The organism is Peribacillus sp. AS_2 (assembly GCF_026891895.1).
Taxonomy (GTDB): domain Bacteria; phylum Bacillota; class Bacilli; order Bacillales; family DSM-1321; genus Peribacillus; species Peribacillus frigoritolerans.
In genome coordinates, this window is the sequence record NZ_JAPTGA010000007.1 from 258,105 (window position 1) to 280,807 (window position 22,703).

General features: G+C 37.6%; 19 protein-coding genes. 7 read left to right on the top strand and 12 right to left on the bottom strand.

Features of this window, described 5'->3' with window-relative positions:
* Positions 1 to 232 precede the first annotated feature (232 nt).
* From OTG27_RS15095 to OTG27_RS15105, 3 genes are all read right to left on the bottom strand, one after another.
* Entirely contained in the window at positions 233 to 997 is a 765-nt protein-coding gene (locus OTG27_RS15095; RefSeq protein WP_268937339.1) for a tyrosine-protein phosphatase, read from the bottom strand.
* 140 nt (positions 998 to 1,137) lie between these two features.
* The gene (locus OTG27_RS15100) at positions 1,138 to 1,815 is read right to left on the bottom strand and encodes a CpsD/CapB family tyrosine-protein kinase (RefSeq protein WP_307730088.1); all 678 of its coding nucleotides are present in this window, start codon (positions 1,813 to 1,815) and stop codon (positions 1,138 to 1,140) included.
* 38 nt (positions 1,816 to 1,853) lie between these two features.
* A complete protein-coding gene (locus tag OTG27_RS15105; RefSeq protein WP_268937340.1) occupies positions 1,854 to 2,534 on the bottom strand; it encodes a YveK family protein in 681 nt (226 codons plus the stop codon).
* Positions 2,535 to 3,010: 476 nt separating this feature from the next.
* On the opposite strand from OTG27_RS15105, the gene OTG27_RS15110 reads away from it, so the two are divergent.
* A complete protein-coding gene (locus OTG27_RS15110; RefSeq protein WP_268937341.1) occupies positions 3,011 to 3,310 on the top strand; it encodes a helix-turn-helix domain-containing protein in 300 nt (99 codons plus the stop codon).
* Positions 3,311 to 3,413: 103 nt separating this feature from the next.
* Here OTG27_RS15110 and OTG27_RS15115 read toward each other — a convergent pair whose 3' ends face one another.
* Complete coding sequence (locus tag OTG27_RS15115; RefSeq protein ID WP_268937342.1) at positions 3,414 to 4,253, bottom strand: SGNH/GDSL hydrolase family protein; 840 nt, start codon at positions 4,251 to 4,253, stop codon at positions 3,414 to 3,416.
* Positions 4,254 to 5,021: 768 nt separating this feature from the next.
* Here OTG27_RS15115 and OTG27_RS15120 point away from each other — a divergent pair.
* The 3 genes from OTG27_RS15120 to OTG27_RS15130 all read left to right on the top strand — a co-directional run bounded on the left by OTG27_RS15120 (position 5,022) and on the right by OTG27_RS15130 (position 7,094).
* Entirely contained in the window at positions 5,022 to 5,213 is a 192-nt protein-coding gene (locus OTG27_RS15120; RefSeq protein WP_063232917.1) for a hypothetical protein, read from the top strand.
* The gene (locus tag OTG27_RS15125; RefSeq protein WP_174878706.1) at positions 5,203 to 5,370 is read left to right on the top strand and encodes a hypothetical protein; all 168 of its coding nucleotides are present in this window, start codon (positions 5,203 to 5,205) and stop codon (positions 5,368 to 5,370) included. Before OTG27_RS15120 ends, OTG27_RS15125 begins: the two co-directional genes overlap by 11 nt.
* A 521-nt stretch (positions 5,371 to 5,891) precedes the next feature.
* The gene (locus OTG27_RS15130; protein WP_268937343.1) at positions 5,892 to 7,094 is read left to right on the top strand and encodes a right-handed parallel beta-helix repeat-containing protein; all 1,203 of its coding nucleotides are present in this window, start codon (positions 5,892 to 5,894) and stop codon (positions 7,092 to 7,094) included.
* Between the two features lie 94 nt (positions 7,095 to 7,188).
* On the opposite strand, the gene OTG27_RS15135 is transcribed toward OTG27_RS15130, so the two are convergent.
* From OTG27_RS15135 to galU, 3 genes are all read right to left on the bottom strand, one after another.
* Entirely contained in the window at positions 7,189 to 10,155 is a 2,967-nt protein-coding gene (locus OTG27_RS15135; RefSeq protein WP_268937344.1) for a CDP-glycerol glycerophosphotransferase family protein, read from the bottom strand.
* Between the two features lie 149 nt (positions 10,156 to 10,304).
* Positions 10,305 to 10,901, bottom strand: a complete 597-nt coding sequence (locus OTG27_RS15140) for a serine O-acetyltransferase (RefSeq protein WP_034308732.1) — start codon at positions 10,899 to 10,901, stop codon at positions 10,305 to 10,307.
* 143 nt (positions 10,902 to 11,044) lie between these two features.
* The gene (gene galU / locus OTG27_RS15145) at positions 11,045 to 11,929 is read right to left on the bottom strand and encodes a UTP--glucose-1-phosphate uridylyltransferase GalU (RefSeq protein ID WP_106026978.1); all 885 of its coding nucleotides are present in this window, start codon (positions 11,927 to 11,929) and stop codon (positions 11,045 to 11,047) included.
* Positions 11,930 to 12,742: 813 nt separating this feature from the next.
* On the opposite strand from galU, the gene OTG27_RS15150 reads away from it, so the two are divergent.
* Positions 12,743 to 13,123, top strand: a complete 381-nt coding sequence (locus OTG27_RS15150; RefSeq protein ID WP_268937366.1) for a helix-turn-helix transcriptional regulator — start codon at positions 12,743 to 12,745, stop codon at positions 13,121 to 13,123.
* A gap of 288 nt (positions 13,124 to 13,411) precedes the next feature.
* On the opposite strand, the gene OTG27_RS15155 is transcribed toward OTG27_RS15150, so the two are convergent.
* Positions 13,412 to 15,295 (bottom strand): S8 family serine peptidase, encoded by a 1,884-nt coding sequence (locus OTG27_RS15155; RefSeq protein ID WP_268937345.1) that lies wholly within the window; start codon positions 15,293 to 15,295, stop codon positions 13,412 to 13,414.
* Positions 15,296 to 15,624: 329 nt separating this feature from the next.
* On the bottom strand, positions 15,625 to 16,788 hold the full coding sequence (locus tag OTG27_RS15160; protein ID WP_268937346.1) for a serine hydrolase domain-containing protein: 1,164 nt from the start codon (positions 16,786 to 16,788) through the stop codon (positions 15,625 to 15,627).
* Positions 16,789 to 17,204: 416 nt separating this feature from the next.
* Here OTG27_RS15160 and OTG27_RS15165 point away from each other — a divergent pair, with 416 nt between their 5' ends.
* Positions 17,205 to 19,238, top strand: a complete 2,034-nt coding sequence (locus OTG27_RS15165; protein ID WP_268937347.1) for a serine hydrolase domain-containing protein — start codon at positions 17,205 to 17,207, stop codon at positions 19,236 to 19,238.
* Positions 19,239 to 19,533: 295 nt separating this feature from the next.
* Entirely contained in the window at positions 19,534 to 19,923 is a 390-nt protein-coding gene (locus tag OTG27_RS15170) for a hypothetical protein (RefSeq protein ID WP_268937348.1), read from the top strand.
* 351 nt (positions 19,924 to 20,274) lie between these two features.
* Here OTG27_RS15170 and OTG27_RS15175 read toward each other — a convergent pair whose 3' ends face one another.
* The 3 genes from OTG27_RS15175 to OTG27_RS15185 are packed head-to-tail and all read right to left on the bottom strand — an operon-like array spanning position 20,275 to position 22,701.
* Positions 20,275 to 20,982: an ABC transporter ATP-binding protein gene (locus OTG27_RS15175; protein ID WP_034308744.1), complete on the bottom strand. Its 708-nt coding sequence runs from the start codon at positions 20,980 to 20,982 to the stop codon at positions 20,275 to 20,277.
* The gene (locus OTG27_RS15180) at positions 20,982 to 21,764 is read right to left on the bottom strand and encodes an ABC transporter ATP-binding protein (protein ID WP_034308746.1); all 783 of its coding nucleotides are present in this window, start codon (positions 21,762 to 21,764) and stop codon (positions 20,982 to 20,984) included. Before OTG27_RS15180 ends, OTG27_RS15175 begins: the two co-directional genes overlap by 1 nt.
* On the bottom strand, positions 21,736 to 22,701 hold the full coding sequence (locus OTG27_RS15185; RefSeq protein ID WP_034308749.1) for a branched-chain amino acid ABC transporter permease: 966 nt from the start codon (positions 22,699 to 22,701) through the stop codon (positions 21,736 to 21,738). Before OTG27_RS15185 ends, OTG27_RS15180 begins: the two co-directional genes overlap by 29 nt.
* Positions 22,702 to 22,703 lie beyond the last annotated feature (2 nt).

A 22,703-nucleotide genomic window follows, 5' to 3' on the forward strand; every position in this document is an offset into this window, starting at 1 on the left:
TTTATTTCACATGATTTTTATATAAAAATGAAATATACTGTGTAAGTTTCTTTTTGTTTGCCTTTTTTTATGTCCTTATGACCTTAGGGTTATTTGTCGTTGAACGGGTTACTAATCTATATGAAGGTAATTTACCAATCTATAATTTACATCCAGTAGATATATAACGTAGGAAACATACATGATGGCAAAATTTTTTCTACTATGTAACTTTTTCCAATAATCTATCTTTCTAAAATATTCCCAAAATTCTCTTTTTGAATGGCACTGGTTTTTCAACAGTAAGGCATTGGTACTTTAATAATTGTTCAGTGTTTTCTTTGAAATAAAATGTACGTTGTATTCCGTATGCCTTTGTGATGGTTTCATAGGCTTGCTGTAACGTGAACCCTCTAGACCCTATATTGTGTGCATCTGTTGCAATAAAATGAGCCAGATTATGTTGAATTATCTTTTTTGAAAATGATTGAATATTTTTACCGAAGTCCCCGATGATACTGCCAGAAGTAATTTGAGTTAACGCGCCTTCCTGGACCAATTCAAATAATAGTTTATGATTCTCGATCAATTCCTTATTTCTCTCCGGATGTACGATAATTGGTGTTATTCCTTTCAGCAGCAGCTCATATATCACTTCTTGTGTGTACGAAGGAACCCTTCCCGACGGGAGCTCTAGCAGCATATATGTACCGTTATCGTCTAACGTTAGGATTTCTTCCTTTTCAAGTGAAGTAAATATGTCCCGGTGTATTCTTACTTCTTGTCCGAGATGAATGGTAAGGGGAATTTTTTCTAGTTGAAAACTCTCATTTAACCTCACTACCCGGTCAATTATGTCACTTTTAACATTTACATATTTCTCATTTAAGTGATGTGGCGTGGCAAAGATATGAGTGATTCCTGCTTCTACTGCTTTTCTTGCCATATTGAAGCTTTCCTTCATGTCCGCTGCTCCATCATCCACTCCAGGGAGAATGTGACAATGTATGTCGATCAAATTTCATACACTTCCTTTATAAAATAAATAGAAAAAAAGGCCCCGACTACCAGAAAATAGGAATTAATACCCTGACTAATAGTAGCATATAAAACTTCCATTAAACAGGGTGTTATTTTGTCGAAAAACGTTTTATTTCGTTAAGATTGATAGTAATAATAATTGCTGTTATCCGTTTCAACGCCATTCAAAACGACTCCAAGCAAGGATGTATTAGCTTTCACTAAAAGCTCCTTTGCTTTCACTGCACTTTGTTTGTTTGTCTTGCCGCTCGCCACTACCATGATCACGCCATCACATTTATTGGCTACAATCTGGGAATCCGGCACTACCAGCACGGGCGGTGTATCAAAAATGATATAATCATAGATTTCTTTTAGTTCATCAATGGCTGTTTCTATCGCTTTTGAATTTAATAACTCTGAAGGATTAGGTGGTATCGGCCCACTTGTTAAAATGTCTAAATTTGAAACATTTGAATTCAAGATAGTTTTTCTGAAATCCATTTTCTTTGTCAATACGCTAGTAAGTCCATGTATATTACTAAGGTTAAAAGCATAATGGACCGATGGTTTCCTTAAGTCTGCATCCACAAGTAATACTTTTTTCTCTTCTTGAGCAAGCACAATCGCTAGGTTGGCAGCTGTCGTCGATTTCCCATCATTAGGCTCCGATGAAGTAACCACAATCGTTTTGATTTCTTTATCCACTGAAGAGAATTGTATGTTTGTCCTAATTAATCGATATTGTTCAGTAATAGGTGATTTAGGATTAGTCTGCGCAATTAAATTCACCTGTTTTTCATCTTTACTTCTCAAAAATCCCACTTCCTTTCTTAATGTCACTGAATGGTTCTTTATTTATGTTGCGATATTTTTTGAATAGATCCAAGTAATGGCAAGTCAAGGTGTCTCTCTATATCATCCTCGTCCTTAATTGTATTGTCCAAATACTCTAATAGGAATGCCAAGCCTATTCCAGCCATCAATCCCACTACAACTGCAATAGCGATATTCAATAATGGATCTGGTTTTACAGGAGTAGGATTTTCCTTTATTTCTGCCTTAGCAAGTATGCTAACATTGTCGACTTTCATAATATCTTTGATTTCCTTTTGAAAAATAGAAGAAACCGTGTTGGCAATCTCAACTGCCTTGGCCGGATTACTATCTTGAACCGTTAATGAGAAGACTTGTGAATTTTCTTGACTGTTAATCGTCATTTTTTGACTAAGTTGATCTACGCTTTGGTTCAATTCAAGCTCATCAATGACCTTCTCCAAAATGGCAGGGCTTTTTATGATAACACTGTATGTATTGATCATATCGATATTAGATCGGATTTGTGTAGAGTCCAATTGGTTTTCCGATTGCTTCTGATTAACGAGTATCTGTGTTGATGATTGATAAACGGGTGTTAATAAGAAATAAGAAATCGTTCCACTAATCAAAGCGGCAATTAATGTCAGCAGCATGATTAGCTTCCAACGTTTCTTTAATGTTTTAAAAATATCTTGAATACTAATAGTTTCTTCCATTTCATCCTCCTGATATGTTAAAAATGACCTATTGCATTATACCATAATATTACCTATTATTATGTATTTTCAAGGAAATTTACATGAAACTTACAATGAATGAATTCTTTTCAAATCCCTTAGTAATTTTACAAAAAAAAAAATGGCAATACAAAGGAAATAATTCCTAAATTTGAAATACTGTATTAAACATATATATATTATACATGTACCAGAATATTTTTGACTTAAATTTTCAATAAACCTAAGTATACACTCATTCCCAATTTTTGTTAGCTCATTGTCGTTTTTTACAATATTTACTAGAAACTAACCTATCTAAATGCCTACCAAAACGGAAAAATCCGTTTATACATATAATATTGTCAAGTATTTTAGTGCCTAGTTATCATTAAAAATAAAAGGAAAATGTGTAAACTGAAAGTATAGTATAAATTAGTATATTATTTTCATAATAATGGTTAGGTGTGGTCTATATGATAGGTTACCGAGTTAAGTCGCTTAGGGAAGAAAGAAAAATGTCAATAAGTGAACTCTCATCAAAATCCGGCGTTGCCAAATCCTATATAAGCTCACTTGAAAGAAACCTTCAAACAAACCCTACTATTTTAGTTTTGGAAAAGATCGCTAAAATCCTTTGTATTAAAGTGGATGCTCTGTTGAATGAACAAGCAGACAAGGTCATGGATGAAGAGTGGATGGAAATCATGCAGGATGTTATGGGTTCAGGTGTATCGAAAGAAGAAATGCGCGAATTTATTCAAGGTAGAAAATGATGTCTTTAAGGCTTGAGAAATTATGATACCGCTTTCTTTTAGTGCAATGGATAAAATAAAGGGGGAAACGTCGATATAGCCACGTTTCCCCCTTTTATATATACTACTTTAACTTAAAATATTCCTGCATCACCTCGAACCATATGTAATGCCCTTGATTATTGGGATGTATGTTATCATTAGTCAATATATCAGCCAATCTCATATTCTTATTCTTTAGTTTCTTTTCTATCTCTTCTTTACTATTCATATAAGTCCATTTATTAGATTTGATGACCTGCTCGGAAGCTTGAATATAATCCAAATAATTCAATCCTAAACTGTTCTCCGTTTTACTATTTGCAATCGGGTTTGGTGAAATAATAAGAATCTTTGCATTTGGCAGCTCTTTTTGTAACTTTGTCATGATGCTTTCCAAATCTTTTTTCGTCTGTTCCAAGCTTAATGATTGATAATGATTATTTATTAGCGAATTTTCAAAAATTATCAGATCGGGATCATCTTGTATGACCTCTTCAATTTTCTTTCCTTTTATCAAATCCTCTGTTGAATACCCTTCATGTCCATGATTAATGAAACTTAGTGTTTCTAAATCATCACGATCTGCTCGCAGACTCTTCTCTAAGCGTCCAGCCCAACTATTGGAAGTATTACTTGCCCCGGTTCCTGAAGTACCGTTACTTCCCAATAGGGAAACAATAACCCTTTCTTGCGTAAGCGACTTATAATGCAGGTAATCTATTAACGGCTGCTTTTTATTATTTTCCGGTTTTAAACTTTGGATTAATACTTCCCTTTCTTCTTTTTCCACTTCTTTTACTTTCGCTGCAGCTTCCCTAGCCTCTATCCCTGCTCCCTGACTTATGTTTTTCCAATGCAGATGGCCAAAAACCAGTACTGCTAAGCAAATTCCAGCGATAATGATTAAACCATATTTCTTCATCTTTACCTCCCCTATTGGAACATTAGTGACTGACATGGAAGTCTAAAATAGAGTAAAACTCTTATCTGAGTACTTACCTATCTCTTTTTCACTTTTTTCGGTTATTTTTCTATCATTAATTATAACTATCAAATTTTTTACGATAAAGAATATTCTTCCAATTTTTTCCGACATAACTCGACATTGTTATAGTACCGTCTTCTTCTTTTAAGGGGTATTTTATTACCAGGGGAATACATAATACAACTTTTACTCACATTTGATTTGCTGAACCTGATTAAGAAGCTGCAATATTTTTATATTTCATGAGCAAAACGACCGATTCAACTTGTCTTCTTTCTCTTAAGGATTAAATTGTAAAGTAATTGCTTCAAATGCCTCATACACAAAGAAAGCGCTTTCAATTATAATTGTCACAAGAAAGCCAAGCCGAAAGGTGTGTTCAATATGGTAGGTGAAAATGAAGGGAATTTCTTTAAAGGACTTTTGTTTGGTACATCTTTGAGCATACCGTTATGGATTTCTTTTATTGGATGGATAAAATTGATCATTAATAGTTTATTTTAGAGCCCTAGGGCTCTTTTTGTTTTGCTTTGGTCGAGACTAACTCTAGGAGCATGGAAACCTAATACTAAAAACGAACCCCCTTCAATTTTTTAACCCCATGTAAACTATGTTATGGTTTTATTTGTTTTAAGTAATGTTATTGTATTTCCTGTTTCCTTCTCTCTTTTTCGTTGTATGATAGAAAAAAAAGGAGTTTTGGGAATGATTATTCTGCAGTATATTGGAAAAGTGTTTTCATTCATGCATAAGGATATACCGGAAACTCATGTTAAATGCCATGTTTGTGCAGGTACAGGTGCCTACGATATTTATACAGATTGTCTCACCTGTAATGCAAAGGGATTGATCAGTAAAATTGAGTATAATAGGAGGCTTGAAGAGGGTGAGATTTAAAGAATTTCATGAGGTCGATATATGTAAACCAGAAGCAATATTGGCTATTGCTTCTTTTTTTTGTCCAAAAAAAGTACCGTTTGCCCTCACCTTAAAAGGGTATATTCATTATCAGGGGGATACTGACAGCAATTACTCATGTTGGATTGGCTGTTAACTGATTTGGATACTGCGATTATGTGGTATGAGCAGATATAATAGTTAGGAAGTGTATAATACTAGGATGATGTTATAATAGACCAACGAAGGAAAGATGATCGAAAAACTCTATCCAATTTGGAAATAAAACGATCTCGCATATACTCACGAGAATCCAACGTCGCAAACCTTTTTATATTTCTGTAGATTAGCATGACGTGTCTGTCATATCTCCTTCTAATAAAAAAGCTGTTCGGACCGTAAAACACCTTTTGGGTTCCAATGATATTCAATTTACTATATCCTGATCGCTTTCTGCCAAGGCAACAAATGAATTCACGTGGTTTACATATAGAAAGAGATGAATTACGCCTAGCTTCAGCGTCATAAGAAGGTTTTCGTAAGGATCGTAAGGCTGGTGTAAGCAAATTGCTCAATAAATTTTATTCCATTAGTGAAAGCCAATAAACCATACCTCTCCAAGACTGCATGATGCAAGGAATTATCGGTAGCATACCCAAAGAATGAAGGTTGAAAAAATTGAAGAAAATATCAGTCATCTTATTTATTATTGTAGGCTCCGTAGTGCTGTTCAAATTATGGAATCCTTTTTCACCTCCCACCCCGGATAGGTCTTCAGGAAAGACAATCGAGCAATCTACAATCCGGAAACCTTTTACGGAAGAGATATTGCACCTTTTGCAAAAAGACTATAAAACAATCCCAGTATCAATCCCACACGGAAGTGATGCAAGTAAACAGATTCAAAAAGCATTGAACACTGCAAGAGATTCGGATACACCTATAAAAGTATTATTACCTAAAGGAAAATACACACTGAAAAAATCATTACACATTTATAGTAATACATGGCTTAAAATTCCATCTAAAACAATTCTGCAAAAAGCTGACTCAAATAATGACATTATGTTGTTGAATGGAGATTTTAAAGCTACTTACCATGGTTATAATGGAAATTCCAACATTATTATAGATGGCGGGATTTGGGACGCTGGGGGAGCGGATATAAAACTACGAACTCCTTCTGTGTTTGGTTTTGCCCATGGTCATAATATCCTTATCCGGGATACCGTGTTAAAGAACATAGTAGGTGGCCATGCAATAGATTTAGCAGGTAATAAAAATGTTCTCATACGAAATAGTAAGTTTTTAGGATCTCGTTCGAGTAATGAAGATTACACTGAAGCCATTCAGATTGATGGGATGATATCTGATAAAGCATTTCGACGATTTGGGAGTGTAGACTTTACTGTAACTAAAAACGTTAGGATAGAACATAACTATTTTGGGAATTCGCACGTAAGAAATATGAATCCGTGGGGGGTTGGCGTAGGCAGTCATTCAGCGTCCCATAATAGACCATACACAAACATTCAAATTATAGAAAATACCTTTGAAAAAATGACATATGCAGCTGTACGAGGACATAATTGGAAAGACATTCTTATAAAAGAAAATCAATTCATAGAATGTGCACAAGGAATTCAGATTGATAGTCTAGGTAACTATTACTATACGAAGAATGGAAAGGATAAAAGCTCAAAAGGGGCATTAGTGATTGCTAAGTTTGAAATACACAATAATGACTTCGTAGATACATTAGGTTCCCCAATAGTTCTATATGGGAAAACTATAGAATTCAGAAAGAACGTGAATGCTTCTTCAAATTCCTTTATTAATTCACCCTCAAAATCATTAGAAACAAATACTGCAGCTGATTAGCCGGTACCAAATCCATAGATAAAAGCCCCTAGTTTAAATCCTAGGGGCTTTTATTTTTACCGTTAAAATTTAAAACTAACGGCATTTCAAGTTTTCACCTTAATATATTTAACATGCTCATGCCAATCCGGCCAACAATTGGATTTTGCTTGTACTTTCTCCAAACATATTTAAGAAGGTAACTTCTTTTCAAGACTTTTAGAATTCCATCCGATTTAACAAGTGATTTTTCACGTTCACTGATATACTTATAAATCCTTGAGCTGTTATCGTGATCAACATGTTTAAAATAATTGTTTCTAATTGAACTGAATTCTTCTTTTTCTTTAAACCCATTGTTTATATAAACTCTTAATTTATCAACTAACTCTGAAGAGTTGTAAGCAACCTCTCCAAAAACATCATTTCTTAAATCCATGTAGCTACCCTGATTCTCTATATACTTATCCAAATCAAAATGAAAGAAGAGAACGGGTTTCTTTTGATAATATGTCTCCCAAGCTACGCTAGAGTAATCTGTAATCAATAAACTTGAGCGCATAATTAAATCATTAATTTTTGCCTCGCCAAATTGTATAACATTAATATGCTCATGAGAACTAGTGAAATTTGCAACATACGGCATAAATTTTGGATGGACATAGAAGTTTAATGTGATATCATTTTCCTTTAATAATTGGGAGAGCTTTTCTGATTGTATTAAACTGTTATATTCATGATAATAATCAGATAAAACAAATTTATCATCCTCTACCTCTTCAAGCCAATTTCTCCATGTAGGCATTAAGAAAATCTCTTTTTTTGTATTTTGAAGCGATTTATCCTCTAATGCATCCCATCTTGACAGGCCTGTAACAATGACATTTTCTTCATTGTATCCAAAATAGCTTTTTACGATTTCTTTTTCAAAATCAGAGGATACTACAAATAGGTCTGCACCGTTGGATGAATTTGCTTTAAATGTATTATCGACCCTTTTCAAACCTAGTACTCCATGTTGTAAAAACACATATTTCTTCTCATTTAAAAATTCCCGGATAGCTCCTTGGGAAACCCTCCATGCATACCCGTGACCTTTTGTCTCCGAAGATACAATTAGCTTTGATCCAAGTAATAGGAGGAGGTGTTTGACACTCATAAAATAAACGATGCGCTTTTTATAGGGGGCTAAATTTTTTTCATCAGCTGATCCCTTTTTAATCACATAGTATATCTTTTTATTATAATGATTTTCATAACAATATTTGAAGAAATAGAAACTATTATCTTGAGCCGTTTCGGAATACTTTTCATGAATAAGCCAAATTGGCTTCCATGCAAAGTACCAACCCAAAAGAATGTATAGGAAATAGGCCGTATACTCGTTAATCTTATGCTTGAAAGACTCAAATTCACCTATTTGTCGATAGGTTAAACTCAGACAATCATTCATAGTAATATAGGGATAAATCATATATTCATCCGGGGTATTTATCGTATATCGAAACATACCATGTTTCAATTTTTTACTAATTAAATAATTATCATTGTTAAGACGTACATGGCGTTTATCACCATTACCTAGAGTAATTGTAATGAAAAAATCCCAATAAAATTGCTCTAATTCTAACTGACTAATATTTAATTCTGCTTTGACCTTTCTACTATTCTTGTCCTGTGACACTTCTTTAGCACAAGGGACCTCAATTACCTGGCTCTTATCCTGTCGTAACCTTAGTGTTACATGGTCTACTACAAAATCATTTGTTTCTTTTACATGAATAGAGGCAGTAAGTTGCAGTAATCCTTCCTTATTCATAGATACTTCATGAAGTTTTGTTTTTGCAGGATACTTTGAATTCATATACTGTTCTTCAGTACAAAAATATAATGAGAACTCGTTATCTTTTGTCAGATATGGTGATATACCTACGGCTTCATTTAGCATTAAATACCCTGCACGCTTATCTTTCTCTGACAAAGGCATAACGTTGTAGTTTCCTATCCGTCTGTTCACTTTCACGTGATCATGGGAGAGTTCCATATACAAATCCCAACGGCTTATAACAGCAATCTTTTCTTTCAACTGTGAAGCCGGAATGATGATTTGTTCTTTCCCCCCGGATACGGTCCTTTTTACATCAAGCGTTATTATTTCAGGCTCTTGTCTTTTCTTTAGATAAAATTCAACCTTATTTGCATGCTTCAATTCTTTTGACGATATATCAAATGTTATATATCCATCCTCAACCCTTAGATTTTCTGCATCCACTTGCCCTTTAATATGTTGAATAATCGTGGACATTTGTTTTACTTGTTTTCTTACAAGAAACTTCATTTCATCATCTTGGTTTTTCACTTGAACATTTATACCATAGCGTTCTAGTATATGGCCTTTGGTAATTTGTAAATATAAGTTCCATTTTCCTTTTAGTGAAACCGAATGAAGGTCTTTTTTACTGACTATAAGAGTTTTTCCATCAGTATCTATATTCATGGGAAGAACAAAAACACTGTCCCCGCTTTTCATAACAAGTCTCGTATCGTTTATGTTATTATTTAAAGTCTCAGAAAAGTTGAGGAATACTTTTGTATCTGTTTCTTTTACACTCAATACTTGTTTAGAAAGACGTATAACATTATAACTAATGTCTTCCAGTTGCAGCATATTAGCGCTGTGGATAGATAAACCATTTTTTTCTGTTAGATAAGGAATAAAAGCCTGTGTTCCATTATTAATAATGGGCTTTAAATAGCGTATTAATTCAGATGCTGCACGTGCAGCATATAGGCCTATTCTCTTCTTACGAACATCTTTATTGCTTTCAACTTCAATAAAGAAGTCCCAACGTCCCTTGTCTAACCCTTCAAGTTCCTTTAAAGGAATTATAATTATGTGCTCCTTTAATAACGCTTTACGCTTGTAAGATACAATTCTTTTCTTATTACTATACCGACTTTGAATTTGAAGTTGAAATGTATCTATATTATCTAAAATTTCTTTAGCAAAAGTAATTTGTAGATTTACCCCATCCCAGGTGACATTATTAAATGCCAGTTCATTTTCTTTTCTCTCACGCATTTTGATACTCCTACTCCTCCTTATTTTCCCCATAGCCATACACTTATTATCTTTTGTATGATTAGCTCTAATTGTAAAGGGAAGCACTGATGTTGATTGAATTTCCTGATTTGATTAACATTGGCTCATATGAAGAGATAGCAAAAATTTTATTTTTTATTCATGTATTTCTTTTTCACTTTGTCATATGCTTTTAAAACTTGAGTTTCTGTATTTCTAGAAATTATTTTAGCTGGAATACCTACAACGGTGACATTATCAGGTACGTCTTTGGTTACTACTGAATTAGCACCAATTGCAACATTGTTGCCGATTTTGATACCCCCAAATATCTTGGCGCCAGGTCCTATGTACACATTATTTCCGATTTTAGGAACCTGACCTTTATGAGCTCCAATGTTAACTCCAGAATGAATTTCACAATTCTTACCGATTCGAGCCTTCTTATTAACAATTACAGAACCACTGTGAGGTATCTTTAACCCTGGACCGAAGGACACTGGATGTATTGATATTCCTAGCATAGATCCTACCTTTTTAAGTTTTCTCAATGACCTGTTATATCTCCACATGGAAAATGAACTGTTTAATTTCTTAGTCTTTAAATACTCTGATTTCCTAAGTAGACGTTGGAAATAAAGTTCTGGATGCATTACTTTATAGCTGTACTTCCACTTTTTCAACTTTCTTGCTACTAAATCAGATTCTAGATAAATGTTATAATCGTCACGATTCTTAATTGCCAAAATGCTCTCTCCTTGATGAAAGGTTACTGTTTCACTTTACTCTTTACGATTTTTCTCTAATTCCCACACGAAGAAAAAGCCAGTAGTAACTAGCCTAATACCTCTAGAAATTCTCCGTGCGGGACAGAGAAATATAAATTAAATTAGTTAACCTGTAACAGCTCTTCTTTTTCTAAAATGCCTTTTAAATATCCAAGAAGATCTTTCTTTAACTCTTCATTTTGCAATGCAAATTCTATAGTAGTTTGAATAAATCCTAATTTCTCTCCGACATCATATCTTGTACCTTCGAAATCGTAAGCGAAAACACTTTGAATTTGGTTTAATTGTTGTATTGCATCGGTTAACTGGATTTCTCCACCAGCTCCAACCTCTTGTTGTTCTAATAACATGAAGATTTCAGGTGTTAATATATATCGTCCCATGATTGCTAAGTTAGATGGTGCTGTACCTGGAGAAGGCTTTTCTACAAAGTTAAGAACTTGGTAACAATTACCTTCTTTCATTAGAGGGTCAACAATTCCATAACGATGTGTCTGATTTTCAGGTACTGTTTGTACACCAATTACAGATGAAGAAGTTCTTTCATACTCATTTATGAGTTGTTCCAAACAAGGTGTTTCAGCCTGGACAATGTCATCTCCTAGTAGGACTGCAAATGGTTCATTTCCAATAAATTTACGAGCACACCATACTGCATGACCAAGACCACGTGGTTCTTTTTGTCTTATATAATGAATATTTACCTTGGAAGACGCTTGTACCTTTTCAAGCAAGTCATTTTTCCCTTTTTCTAAAAGATTCTGTTCCAATTCCACAGCGTAATCAAAATGATCTTCAATAGACCGCTTTCCTTTTCCAGTTACAATAATGATATCTTCAATTCCAGATGCTATTGCCTCTTCCACTACATATTGAATGGTAGGCTTATCTACAATTGGCAACATCTCTTTTGGAATGGCTTTGGTTGCAGGTAAAAATCTTGTTCCGAGACCTGCAGCTGGAATAATAGCTTTTTTAACTCTCATCTTTTGGTTCTCCCTCTCTTGTCTATAAGTAAAATCGTAATGTTTTTTATCTTTTGCTTGGAAAAGAACCATATGTTGTTCAACCGTTATATAAGCTCGAATATGGTTGTATATCAATCTTGTTTTAGTCCCCAAAAATATCCCCAGTATTTCTAAGAAATGGAAAAATATCTCGAATTTGAGATAGGTAACTCAACTTTTCATTAGTTTCAGTGTTTATTTATTCGTACTTCAAGGCATCTTAAAGTAGCTCGAACAACTGCTCCAATGAACAGCAAAATCGAGTTCGTTGACTTCGTCACAAATGTTACCCTATAGCTAGAGCCTTGATAAAGTTCTGTAGAGTTTAAGTTTTTAAGGTGAGAAACTTGAGTAGATAATATAATCTGCAAAATTTTTAGAGTCTTTAACTATATGATAATGCGATTTTTTACCATCCCTTATTAAGCATCATCAGCCTCTAGTACGATGTACTTATTGTTACAACTTTATAAAAAAACAAGGGTCTTTTTAAACATAAAATTTATTTTAACACACTTTTTACAATTAGTAACATTGTTTTAATAATTGACCTAAATGTGATTTTAATTCCCTTGGAATATGAGTGAAAATATGATTATTATTAATTGCATGTGTGCACTTTACATTGAAGCAAGGATTAGCCCGTTTATCTTCCAATGATTCAAGCATTTCTCCGTGATATTATATAGGGAATATAGACCAAGCGTTTAAGCCTACCACATATCATACTTAGCTCCTTATAAAATTTGTTAGTTTAACAAATGATAAGTCTAAGGAGTGATACATTTGAAAGTGGAAGGTGTATATACTTATTTATGTGAAAGTTGTTTAACACTATTTGGCGTAGTATCTCGTTTTTCTGTAATGGAAGATAGAATTGATACACTGACGTGTCCCAAGTGTTCTAAGAAAGTAGCAGTTTGCATGGGAGAAGGGCATATAAATTACGTAAATCATGAAAGAAGGGAAGAAATAATAACGAACGAAACGGATGAGATTTCACAACTGCCGGAATTATTAACTGTAGAGCATTTGGCAGCTTATTTAAATGTTAGTGAAAGAACAGCTGATGAATACATGGGAAATCCCGATTTTCCTTTAATTCGTTTAAAAAGGTCCAAAAGGGTTTTCAGGGATGACTTTTTAGACTGGTTACAATCAAAGAAAGAATAAATGGTTTGGATTTTGTATGGCTACTATAATTTTTAAAGAACTGAGGTGCTACGTAATGGCAGCACCTTATTTGTATTTTTCTATTAAAACGAATAGCATTTTCAATAAGATCTGATTTATTGAATTTCTGCAAAGTTGCACGTCACCTTCATTACATTCATTTTCCTCGACTGCTTATCTTGTTTTGGCTATCGCTTATTTTTTGCCCAAAACGGTTTCGTTTCCCCCCTTCAATTGAAACAAGAACAGCCCCCAATCAGATTATTGGGGGCTGTTCCTGTTTTTCTATCACTTTTTAACTGTTACTTTTCTTGCTTCGCTTACGTTTTTCGCTTTGTCTTTGGCATGAATATATAGGTTCTTTCCGGCTTTTTGCTTAGGGATTCTAACCGAGAATGTACCTTTGGTCGTTGCTGTTGCAGAGCCGATCACTTTTTTTGATGCTCTGATGTACACTGTGGAGTTAGCTTCTGCCTTTCCGGTTACTATTGTCGTTTTTGTCGTGACTGTGTTGACCGTCGGTTTACTTGGTGCCGTTTTGTCTGCGACGGTCACGGTTTTGATCGAGCTTGTATTGCCCGCTTTATCGGTTGCTGTAACGGATAGGACTTTTCCGGCTTTTTGTTTTTTTGACATCGTTACGGTGAAATTCCCTGCGCTGTTGGAATTTGCTTTGCCTAGAACCGTTTTGCCGGTTTTGACGGTAACGGAAGAGCTCGCTTCCGCTTTGCCGGTTACTTTTACGGTATTGTCACCTACCGTATTTACGGACGGTCTAGCAGGAGCCGTTTTATCTGCCACTTTAAATGAAACGGGTATACTTTTATTTCCCGATTTATCGATGAGCCTAGTAAAGATGGTCGTGCCGGCTGTTTGTTTTGCGATGGTCGCTGTAAACGTTTTTTCGCCGTTGATTTTCACTGTGGCGAGTTGTTTTTTGTCGGTATAAATGGAGACGGTCCCCGTTTTAAAATCAGCCGGGATTTTCCCATTGATTTTGGTGTCCTTATCGGATATCGCAGTCACGGACGGTTTGGTCAGCGTCTTCATTTCCAGTGCTTTTTTGGCATTGACCCGCCCGTTTCCATAGTAAATGTCTTTCCCTTTTGTACCTAGGTCCACGGCTGAATCATAGAGACGGTATTCAACCTCCGTTTTGTTGAGCTTGGGCTCGTGGGACCAAATCAATGCCGCTACACCCGCCACCATTGGCGTCGCCATCGATGTTCCGCTCATCCAGCCGTATTTACCATTTGGCAAGGTTGAAAGGATGTCATCTCCAGGGGCCGCAATATCGACTGTTGAATGGTAGTTGGAATAACTCGGACGTTTGTCACTTGAGTTAGTGGCAGCAACGGAAATGACATGGCTGAATGCAGCTGGGTACACACGCTGTACATTTTTCCCCATATCCCCTTCATTCCCGGCAGCTGCGACGATCAGTACGCCTTTTTTATAGGCTTCCTGGACGGCCTTGTTCAAGGACTCCGAATAACTGGTGTCGCCTAAACTCATATTGATGATGTTTGCCTTTTGCTGAACGGCATAATGTATCGCGTCAATGATATCGGCCGTATCGGCATACTCTCCATCAAAGACGTTGATCGGCATTAGTTTAACGTTCGGAGCAACACCCGCTCCGCCTATGCCGTTGTTCGCAGAACCGGCAATGATACCAGCGATATGCGTTCCATGCTCCCCTTTTGGGACGATATGCTTCCGATTGCGTATCGTATCATAGGCATTGACGATCCTCCCTTTTAAATCTTCGTGGTTGCGATCGATACCGTCGTCAATGATCGCCACGATCAGCTCCTTCGATCCCATTGACTTCGTCCACGCTGCACTCGTACCAAGCTTTTTATGGTGCCACTGGTCTATGTAGGCTGGATCGTTCGGACTTTCCATCTTCTTGAACAGATAGTTTGGTTCTGCATATTCCACATCTTTCTGTTCTTCAAGTTCCTCGATCAGGTTATCGGTTGATTCCCCTTTAGGAACCTCCACCTTTTCTATCAACTCGTTGATCGGCTCATCGCTCGTCTCTTTATACTTGACGATGACACCATCAGATTGCGGCGTCTCTTCCGCAGATACAGCATCTGGCTGGTAGATTGGCAGAATCATAAACAGTAATAATACCGGCAATATGGCCTTAATAAGCTTGTGCATACAATCACTCCAAAAAATATGATTAAGAATAGCTATCGATGAGGTTATACCATGAACCAATTCTACTATTACTCCTAACTAGATTGTATACCGTCCGATTCGGTTTTACTAACCTTTTTATCTAGTTAAATTAACTTAATTGCACAACAAAAAAAACGCTAGCCTTTCCTTTGATTCTAGAGAAAGAATAACGTTTTTTCATGTTACGTAGGATTTTGTTTGATTAGCTTAATAGCATTTACCAACTTAATTCTTTTTAAAAGTAAGGTGTTTTCTGAACCAGAAAGGTATATTAACTATAACAAAATTTGCCTGACTTTCCTTTTTGTCTACTTGCTAAATTCAGCAAGTAAAATATTTTTAAAAGGATCAGAACCACCATTAGCTTTATGGCCATTCAAATTGATAGCCAATGTATGCTTGCCTCCAAGTGTGCCTCCAGCAAAAGTAGAAAACCCTGGAACACCGCCTCCGTGTCCCCATATCGAGACGTGGTTTGGAAGCTTAGTTTCATAGATTCCAAGACCATATCCATCGATCCCTTCTATTCCAGTAGGAACTGTAGTAAGCATTTGGTTTAGTTGCTGTTCCTTTAGTAATTTGCCACTGAGTAAGTAAGAGAAAAATTTGTTTAAATCGTCAGCAGTAGAAATCAAATCTCCATCCGAGCTACCTGGGTTAGAATACGTAACGTCTTTTAGCACACTTTCTCCGTCATAACTTTCATATCCACGGGCATGCTTGGTGCCTGGAATAACCGTTGAATTGCCAGGCAGGAATGTATTTGACAATTCAAGCGGTTCAATAATCCGATTTTCAACCTCTTCCGCATAGCTGTTTCCAGTCACTTTTTCAATAAGGATGCCCAGTAATACGTATCCTGTGTTTGAATAAGACCAGCCCTTTCCTGGAGCAAAGTCTGGGGGAAGAGAAACCCCCATCTTTACGAATTCTTCAGCTGTATACGATTTTTTTGTATCCTTAATATCAAAGTCTTTTGACTTTATGTAGTCAGCGATACCACTTGTGTGATTCAATATCTGCCGGATAGTAATCTGGTTACTATCATATCCGTTTCCTTGAATGACACCAGGCAACCATTTTTCAATGGAGTCGTCTAGATTCAAGCGGTTCTCTCCAGCTAATTGGAGTAGCACTGTTGCGATGAACGTCTTCGTCACACTGCCAATGCGAAAGCGAAAATCCGTTTTCATTGGTTTCTTGGTGCTAAGATCCGCTATCCCAGCGGCATAACTCCACGTTTTTCCGCCCTTATGAATTTCAGCAAGTATCCCAGGGTATCCAAGTTGCAGTGTATCCCGCATTGCTTGCTTAATAGAAGTACAATCTCGTTGGGTACTTGTTTGTAACGAACTAGATACATTTTGAGTAGGCTCTGCTTTTACAATTGAAGTTGGTGTTGTGTTTAACAGAGAACTTCCAGTCATTAAAAGGACTAAACCTGTAGATGTAATTTGACATTGCTTTTTCATAAAGATATTCCTCTCCTCCATTCATATTGTATTGGTAGTTATTTGCTGTCGTATTAACCAAACGGCTTTATCTCCACCAATGTAGGTCATACCTGTTTCCCCCCTTTCACGCCTCTTCATATTTTTATCATGCACAATGAAAATCTCCCCTCCTCCTTTATTGTTAGTGCGTTAAAAACTGCTCTTTGATTCTAGGTGTTTTTCTGTCACATACGGTAGTGTCAAAATGTCATGGTTTCTATGACATAGCTATTAATACAGCCGTTTCCCACTCATTTTTTGTTGTTCTTTATAAATATGACAAAAGCTCACTATCGACTATGACTCGCCGCTTGCTACACTTTGTTCATACGCTAACGAGCCGCTAACTCGTTGTGCTAACAAAAAATTTCAATCAATTAAAGGAGCGTACAAAAATGAAAAAAGCAATTAACAAACTGGGGATCGTTGCCATTCTTCTTACTTCTTCAACCATGATTTCTGCGTGTTCCCAACAATCGTTAGAAGCAGGAAAATCAAAACCATCGGAATCCACGGCTAATATCCAAATGACGAAAGGACCTAATAATAAAAAAGAAATAGAATCTTTTGCTGATCCGTTATTTGAAGAAAAAATGAAGAAGTTCAATGTGAACGGTTCTAGTTTTGTCGTCGTTCATGATGGAAAGGTCGTTGTCAATAAAGGGTATGGATATGCCGATAAAGAAAAGAAAATCCCCGTCACTAAGGACACGGTCTTTCAAATCGGTTCAGTCACGAAAACCTTTACTGCTTTGGCTGTGATGCAGCAAGTCGATAAAGGAAAGCTTAAACTAGATCAAGACGTACAAAAATATTTTGGCGGATTAAAAATGCCTAATCAAACTGGGAAACCTCTTACCCTGTTTGATATGCTCACATATACCAGCGGGGTGGATTTTCCCGATCTTACAAACATAACTGGACCTGAATATATTAATAATAATAATAGTATGCCGATGAAAGAATTTTTCTCTAAACAAATGCCAACTGTGGTACGGCCACCAGGAGAAGTTTATACGTATGACAACGTCGGATTTGCGCTCGCAGGGTTTGCAGTGGAGAATGCTGCCAACACCCCTTTCTCGAAATATATGGAAAAGAATATTTTCAAACCATTAGATATGAAATCTACAAGCATGAGCTTTACGCCTGATCTTCTCGAAAAAATGGCCACACCTTATGGTCCCACTGGCGATCCGATTCCAGCAAGCGGAAGCGGTTTAAGGGATACACCACAAGGAGGCATTTTATCTACTGCAGAAGACATGTCAAAATACATGATTATGCAACTACAGAAAGGAAAGTTTAAAGACAAGGAAATTGTAAGTAAAAAAAGCTTGGATATGATGCATGCCTATCAAGTTTTTGATGATAAGACGATTCCTGTTGCAACAATTGGATTTGAAACGCCTTTTAATGAATTTGCTAACGGACAACACGTTGTAATAAAAGGTGGAAGCATGCCTGGACATCAATCACTGCTGATTTTAGTGCCTGAACAAAAAACAGCATTCTTCATGTCTTACAATAATGATTCAATGATGAGTGTAGACATATATGAAACTCTCATGGATCACTATTTCCCTGCTAAGAAGAATGAAGGAAAAACAAGTTATCTCCCGTTAGAGGAAAAAGAAGCTCATAAATACTTCGGCTTATTCCAAAATACGCGTTTCGCTGCACTTCGCACTCATTTCACTTATGAAAATGGGAACTTGGTCATGGAGAGTGGATTTGGAAAACAAGTTCTCAAAATGATTCATCCGTTGTTATTTGAAGATTCGGAAGGCAGCAAAGTTGCTTTCAAAAAGAATTCAGCTGGAGAAATCGCATATTTTCACTACAACTCTCCTAAAAGCCTTGATTTTGTAGCAGATGCCCAGAGATTTAACAACAAACCACCTTTTGATGACGTTTCACAAAAGAGTAACTATAGAAGTCACATTGATAATCTTCATGCTCTAAATATTATGGGTGCTAAAACAGGTAATCTATTCAAACCGATGGACATCATGACACAAGGAGAGTTTGCGGATACGTTGTTACTTGCTTATGGATGGAACGGTTTTCCAGACGACTCCAAGGTGGCAAGGGAAAAAGTTATGAAAGGAATTCCAGGGTATGACCGTTCTACTCCGATTACCCGACAGGTCGCAGCAACCATGATTCAAAACTTAAAGCAAATTCATGACATGAAACCGATTCAACCTGACAAAGCTATTAAAGTTAAATTACTTGATGCTGCGGATGACTGGGCAATTCAATCGATTCAGGCACTTGCCTCCCAAGGAATTCTAGACCCTGATACTTCCATCAATGCTGACGGATCCTTAACCTTCCGTCCGAAGGATTTGTTACTGCGTCAAGAAGCAAGTGCTTTGCTGGATTTAGCCTTTGGCTATCATGCACTACCCAACAAACAGCAGTAGATATTTTATTCATAGATTGAATCATGAAAAAATTGAATGCTGATGAGAAACCAACATCCAGCTAAAATAATACAAAAAATCCGACTTTGTAAGACCTTTATGAAAACGGAAACGATTCTAAAGATAATGTTATTGCATTTAAAGAAGGAACCTATCATGAAATATGATAGGTTCCTTCTTTGTTATATAGGGGGAATCATACTTACCCATCAACTTAAGAAATAAATTGTTCCCAAAAACGAAAAAATGAGCCAAAATCTCATAAATAACTGTGGAGGGGTAAACCTTTCGTTATGTGGTAATTAAAAATCTTAGCTTGATGGGCATGGGGTTCTATCTACGAGGCGCGAGACTCCTGCGAGTTTGGCTGCAGTTTTTTTGGTTTGTAAAACTCGAACCGTTGATTTCCACTCCAGGCATTCGCTTTCCGCGGGCGGTCCGGGAGCCCCTCGGCTCTCGATTTTCCTCGAATATATCTCCAGTCAGTCTGGGAGTTCCGATTGGTCTAATCCTAAACCATGATTTTAAAACAAGACTAGATTATTCTTCATGTTTTTTTACTGTAATCCTTATTGGATGGAAGAAATTTGCGACACTCCTGCCGAATTACTGGCTAGCCGAGACACCGCAGCCGCTAGGCGAGGAGGCTTGGCAGACAGTCGGCGGAAAGGGAGCGGATTTCTGAAATCAACTGAAATCTTTTTTTAAAAAAACTTGCAAGCAAACTCGCTTTTCCTCGAATATATCTCCAGTCAGTCTGGGAGTTCCGATTGGTCTAATCCTAAACCATGATTTTAAACAAGACTAGATTATTCTTTATGTTTTTTTACTGTAATCCTTATTGGATGGAAGAAATTTGCGACACTCCTGCCGAATTACTGGCTAGCCGAGACACCGCAGCCGCTAGGCGAGGAGGCTTGGCAGACAGTCGGCGGAAAGGGAGCGGATTTCTGAAATCAACTGGAACCTTTTTAAAATAAAAAAACTGCAGCCAAACTCGCTTTTTCCTCGAGTTCGTCTGCAGTCTGTAACAGGTTTAATGTCCGCCTAAATAGGCATTCTTGATTTCTTCGCTTGCGGTCAGTTCCTCTGATTTGCCTGATAGGACGATTCGGCCGGTTTCGACAACATAGGCTCTGTCAGCGATGGATAGTGCTAAGTTGGCATTTTGTTCGACCAGCAGAATCGTCGTACCTGTTTTATTGATTTCTTCGATGATATGAAAGATTTGCTTCACCAATAATGGAGCAAGTCCCATCGATGGCTCGTCCAGTAACAGAAGCCGGGGCTTGGCCATGAGTGCCCTGCCCATCGCGAGCATTTGCTGTTCCCCGCCGGAAAGGGTTCCGGATTGCTGTTTCAGACGCTCCAGCAAACGCGGGAACAATTCATAGACTTTCTCCATGTCCTGCTTGATGCCTGCCTTATCCTTGCGCAGATAAGCACCAAGCTGAAGGTTTTCTTCGACGGTCATGTTAGCAAAGACCCGCCGGCCTTCAGGGACATGGGAAATGCCCATTTTCACGATGGATTGTGCTGCCTTCCCTCCGATGGAATCCCCTTCGTATATGATCTTCCCTTGTTTTGGTTTTAATAGGCCGGAAATGCTCTTCAGCAACGTGCTTTTCCCGGCTCCGTTCGCCCCGATCAGAGTTACGATTTCGCCTTCGTTAATAGAAAGCGAGATTCCTTTCAAGGCTTGAATGTTTCCGTAATAGACGTTGATGTCCTCGATTTTTAACATTATGAAACCTCCTCGCCCAGATAGGCCTCGATGACTTTTGGATTGTTACGGATTTCCTCTGGCTTTCCTTGAGCGATCAGCTGTCCGTGATCGAGTACATATATGCGTTCGCAAACACCCATGACGAGCGGCATATCATGTTCAATCAATAATACGGTCAAATCGAATTTCTCACGGATGAGGGCAATCAGGTTCATGAGTTCGTGCGTTTCCTGGGGGTTCATCCCCGCTGCCGGTTCATCGAGCAAAAGCAGTTTCGGGTTGGCGGCAAGTGCACGGGCAATCTCCAAACGTCTTTGTTTACCATATGGCAGGTTCTTTGCCTTTTCATCCTTATATTGATCAAGGTTGAAGATCTTCAGGAACTCAATCGCTTTTTCATCCATTTCCTTTTCGCCTTTAAAATGGATCGGCATGCGGAAGATCGAACTTAAGATGCCATGCTTCGAAAGCGAATGATAGGCCACTTTTACATTATCGATCACCGATAGTTCGCTGAATAAGCGAATGTTCTGGAATGTCCGGCTGATCCCTTTTTGCGTGATTTTATATGGAGGCAGTTTTCTTAAGTTCTCACCTTCCAAAGAAATGGTGCCCTCCGTCGGGACGTAAACTCCTGTCAGCAAGTTAAAGAAAGTGGTTTTTCCAGCGCCGTTCGGCCCGATCAAGCCAATTAGTTCTCCTGGATATAATTCGACGTTAACATCAGAAACGGCTTTAAGCCCTCCGAACTGGATGCCGACCGAATCGACTTTAAGCAGCGGTGTTTTTATTTTTTTCATGGCTGCTTCCTCCTTTACGTTTGAACATGGATGTTATTTCTTTGGTACCCATTAAACCTTGCGGGCGATAGAGCATCATCACGATAAGCACAAGACTGTAGATGATCATTCGTGTTTCCGGATAATCCTGCAGGAAAGTCGTTACTACCGTCAGTAATATCGCTGCCAATACGGCACCGGAAAGACTTCCAAGACCGCCAAGTACGACAAGGATCAAAATATCAAATGATTTCAGGAATCCAAAGTTCGATGGCTGGATGATATAGAAGTTATGAGCGTAAAGCCCCCCAGCGATACCGGCAAAAAAAGCACCGATGGCAAAGGCGACAACTTTGTAATAGGTCGTGTTGATTCCCATTGAATCGGCAGCCGTTTCGTCCTCGCGGATCGATATGCAGGCTCTTCCGTGAGTCGAGCTAGTAAAGTTTCGGATGACGATGATCGTTACGATGACGGAAGCGAATACCCACGGCCAAGTGGTCAAATGGGAAACCTGCATGCCGCTCGCCCCGCCGACATAATCGATATTCAAAAGCATGATCCGGACGATTTCCCCAAAACCCAGGGTCGCAATCGCCAGATAGTCACCTTTTAAGCGTAAGCTTGGAATTCCGATGATCAATCCTGCCAGCGCTGACGCCAAACCGCCGACTATCAATGCCGCATAAAATGGCATTTCAAGCTTCATCGTCATGACGGCTGAAGCATAGGCACCAACTGCCAGGAATCCGGCATGCCCGATGGAGAACTGCCCGGTTATCCCGATGATCAAGTGCAGGCTCGCTGCCAGAATGATATTGATCCCGATGAACATGAGCGTATTTTGATAAAAAGGATTTAGCGATCCGCCGCCGATTAACACTTGAACTACGGCGAAAAAGATCAATGATAGTGAAATCGAGAGCCAAAAACCTTTTGCTCGCTTAATTGTAGTCATTG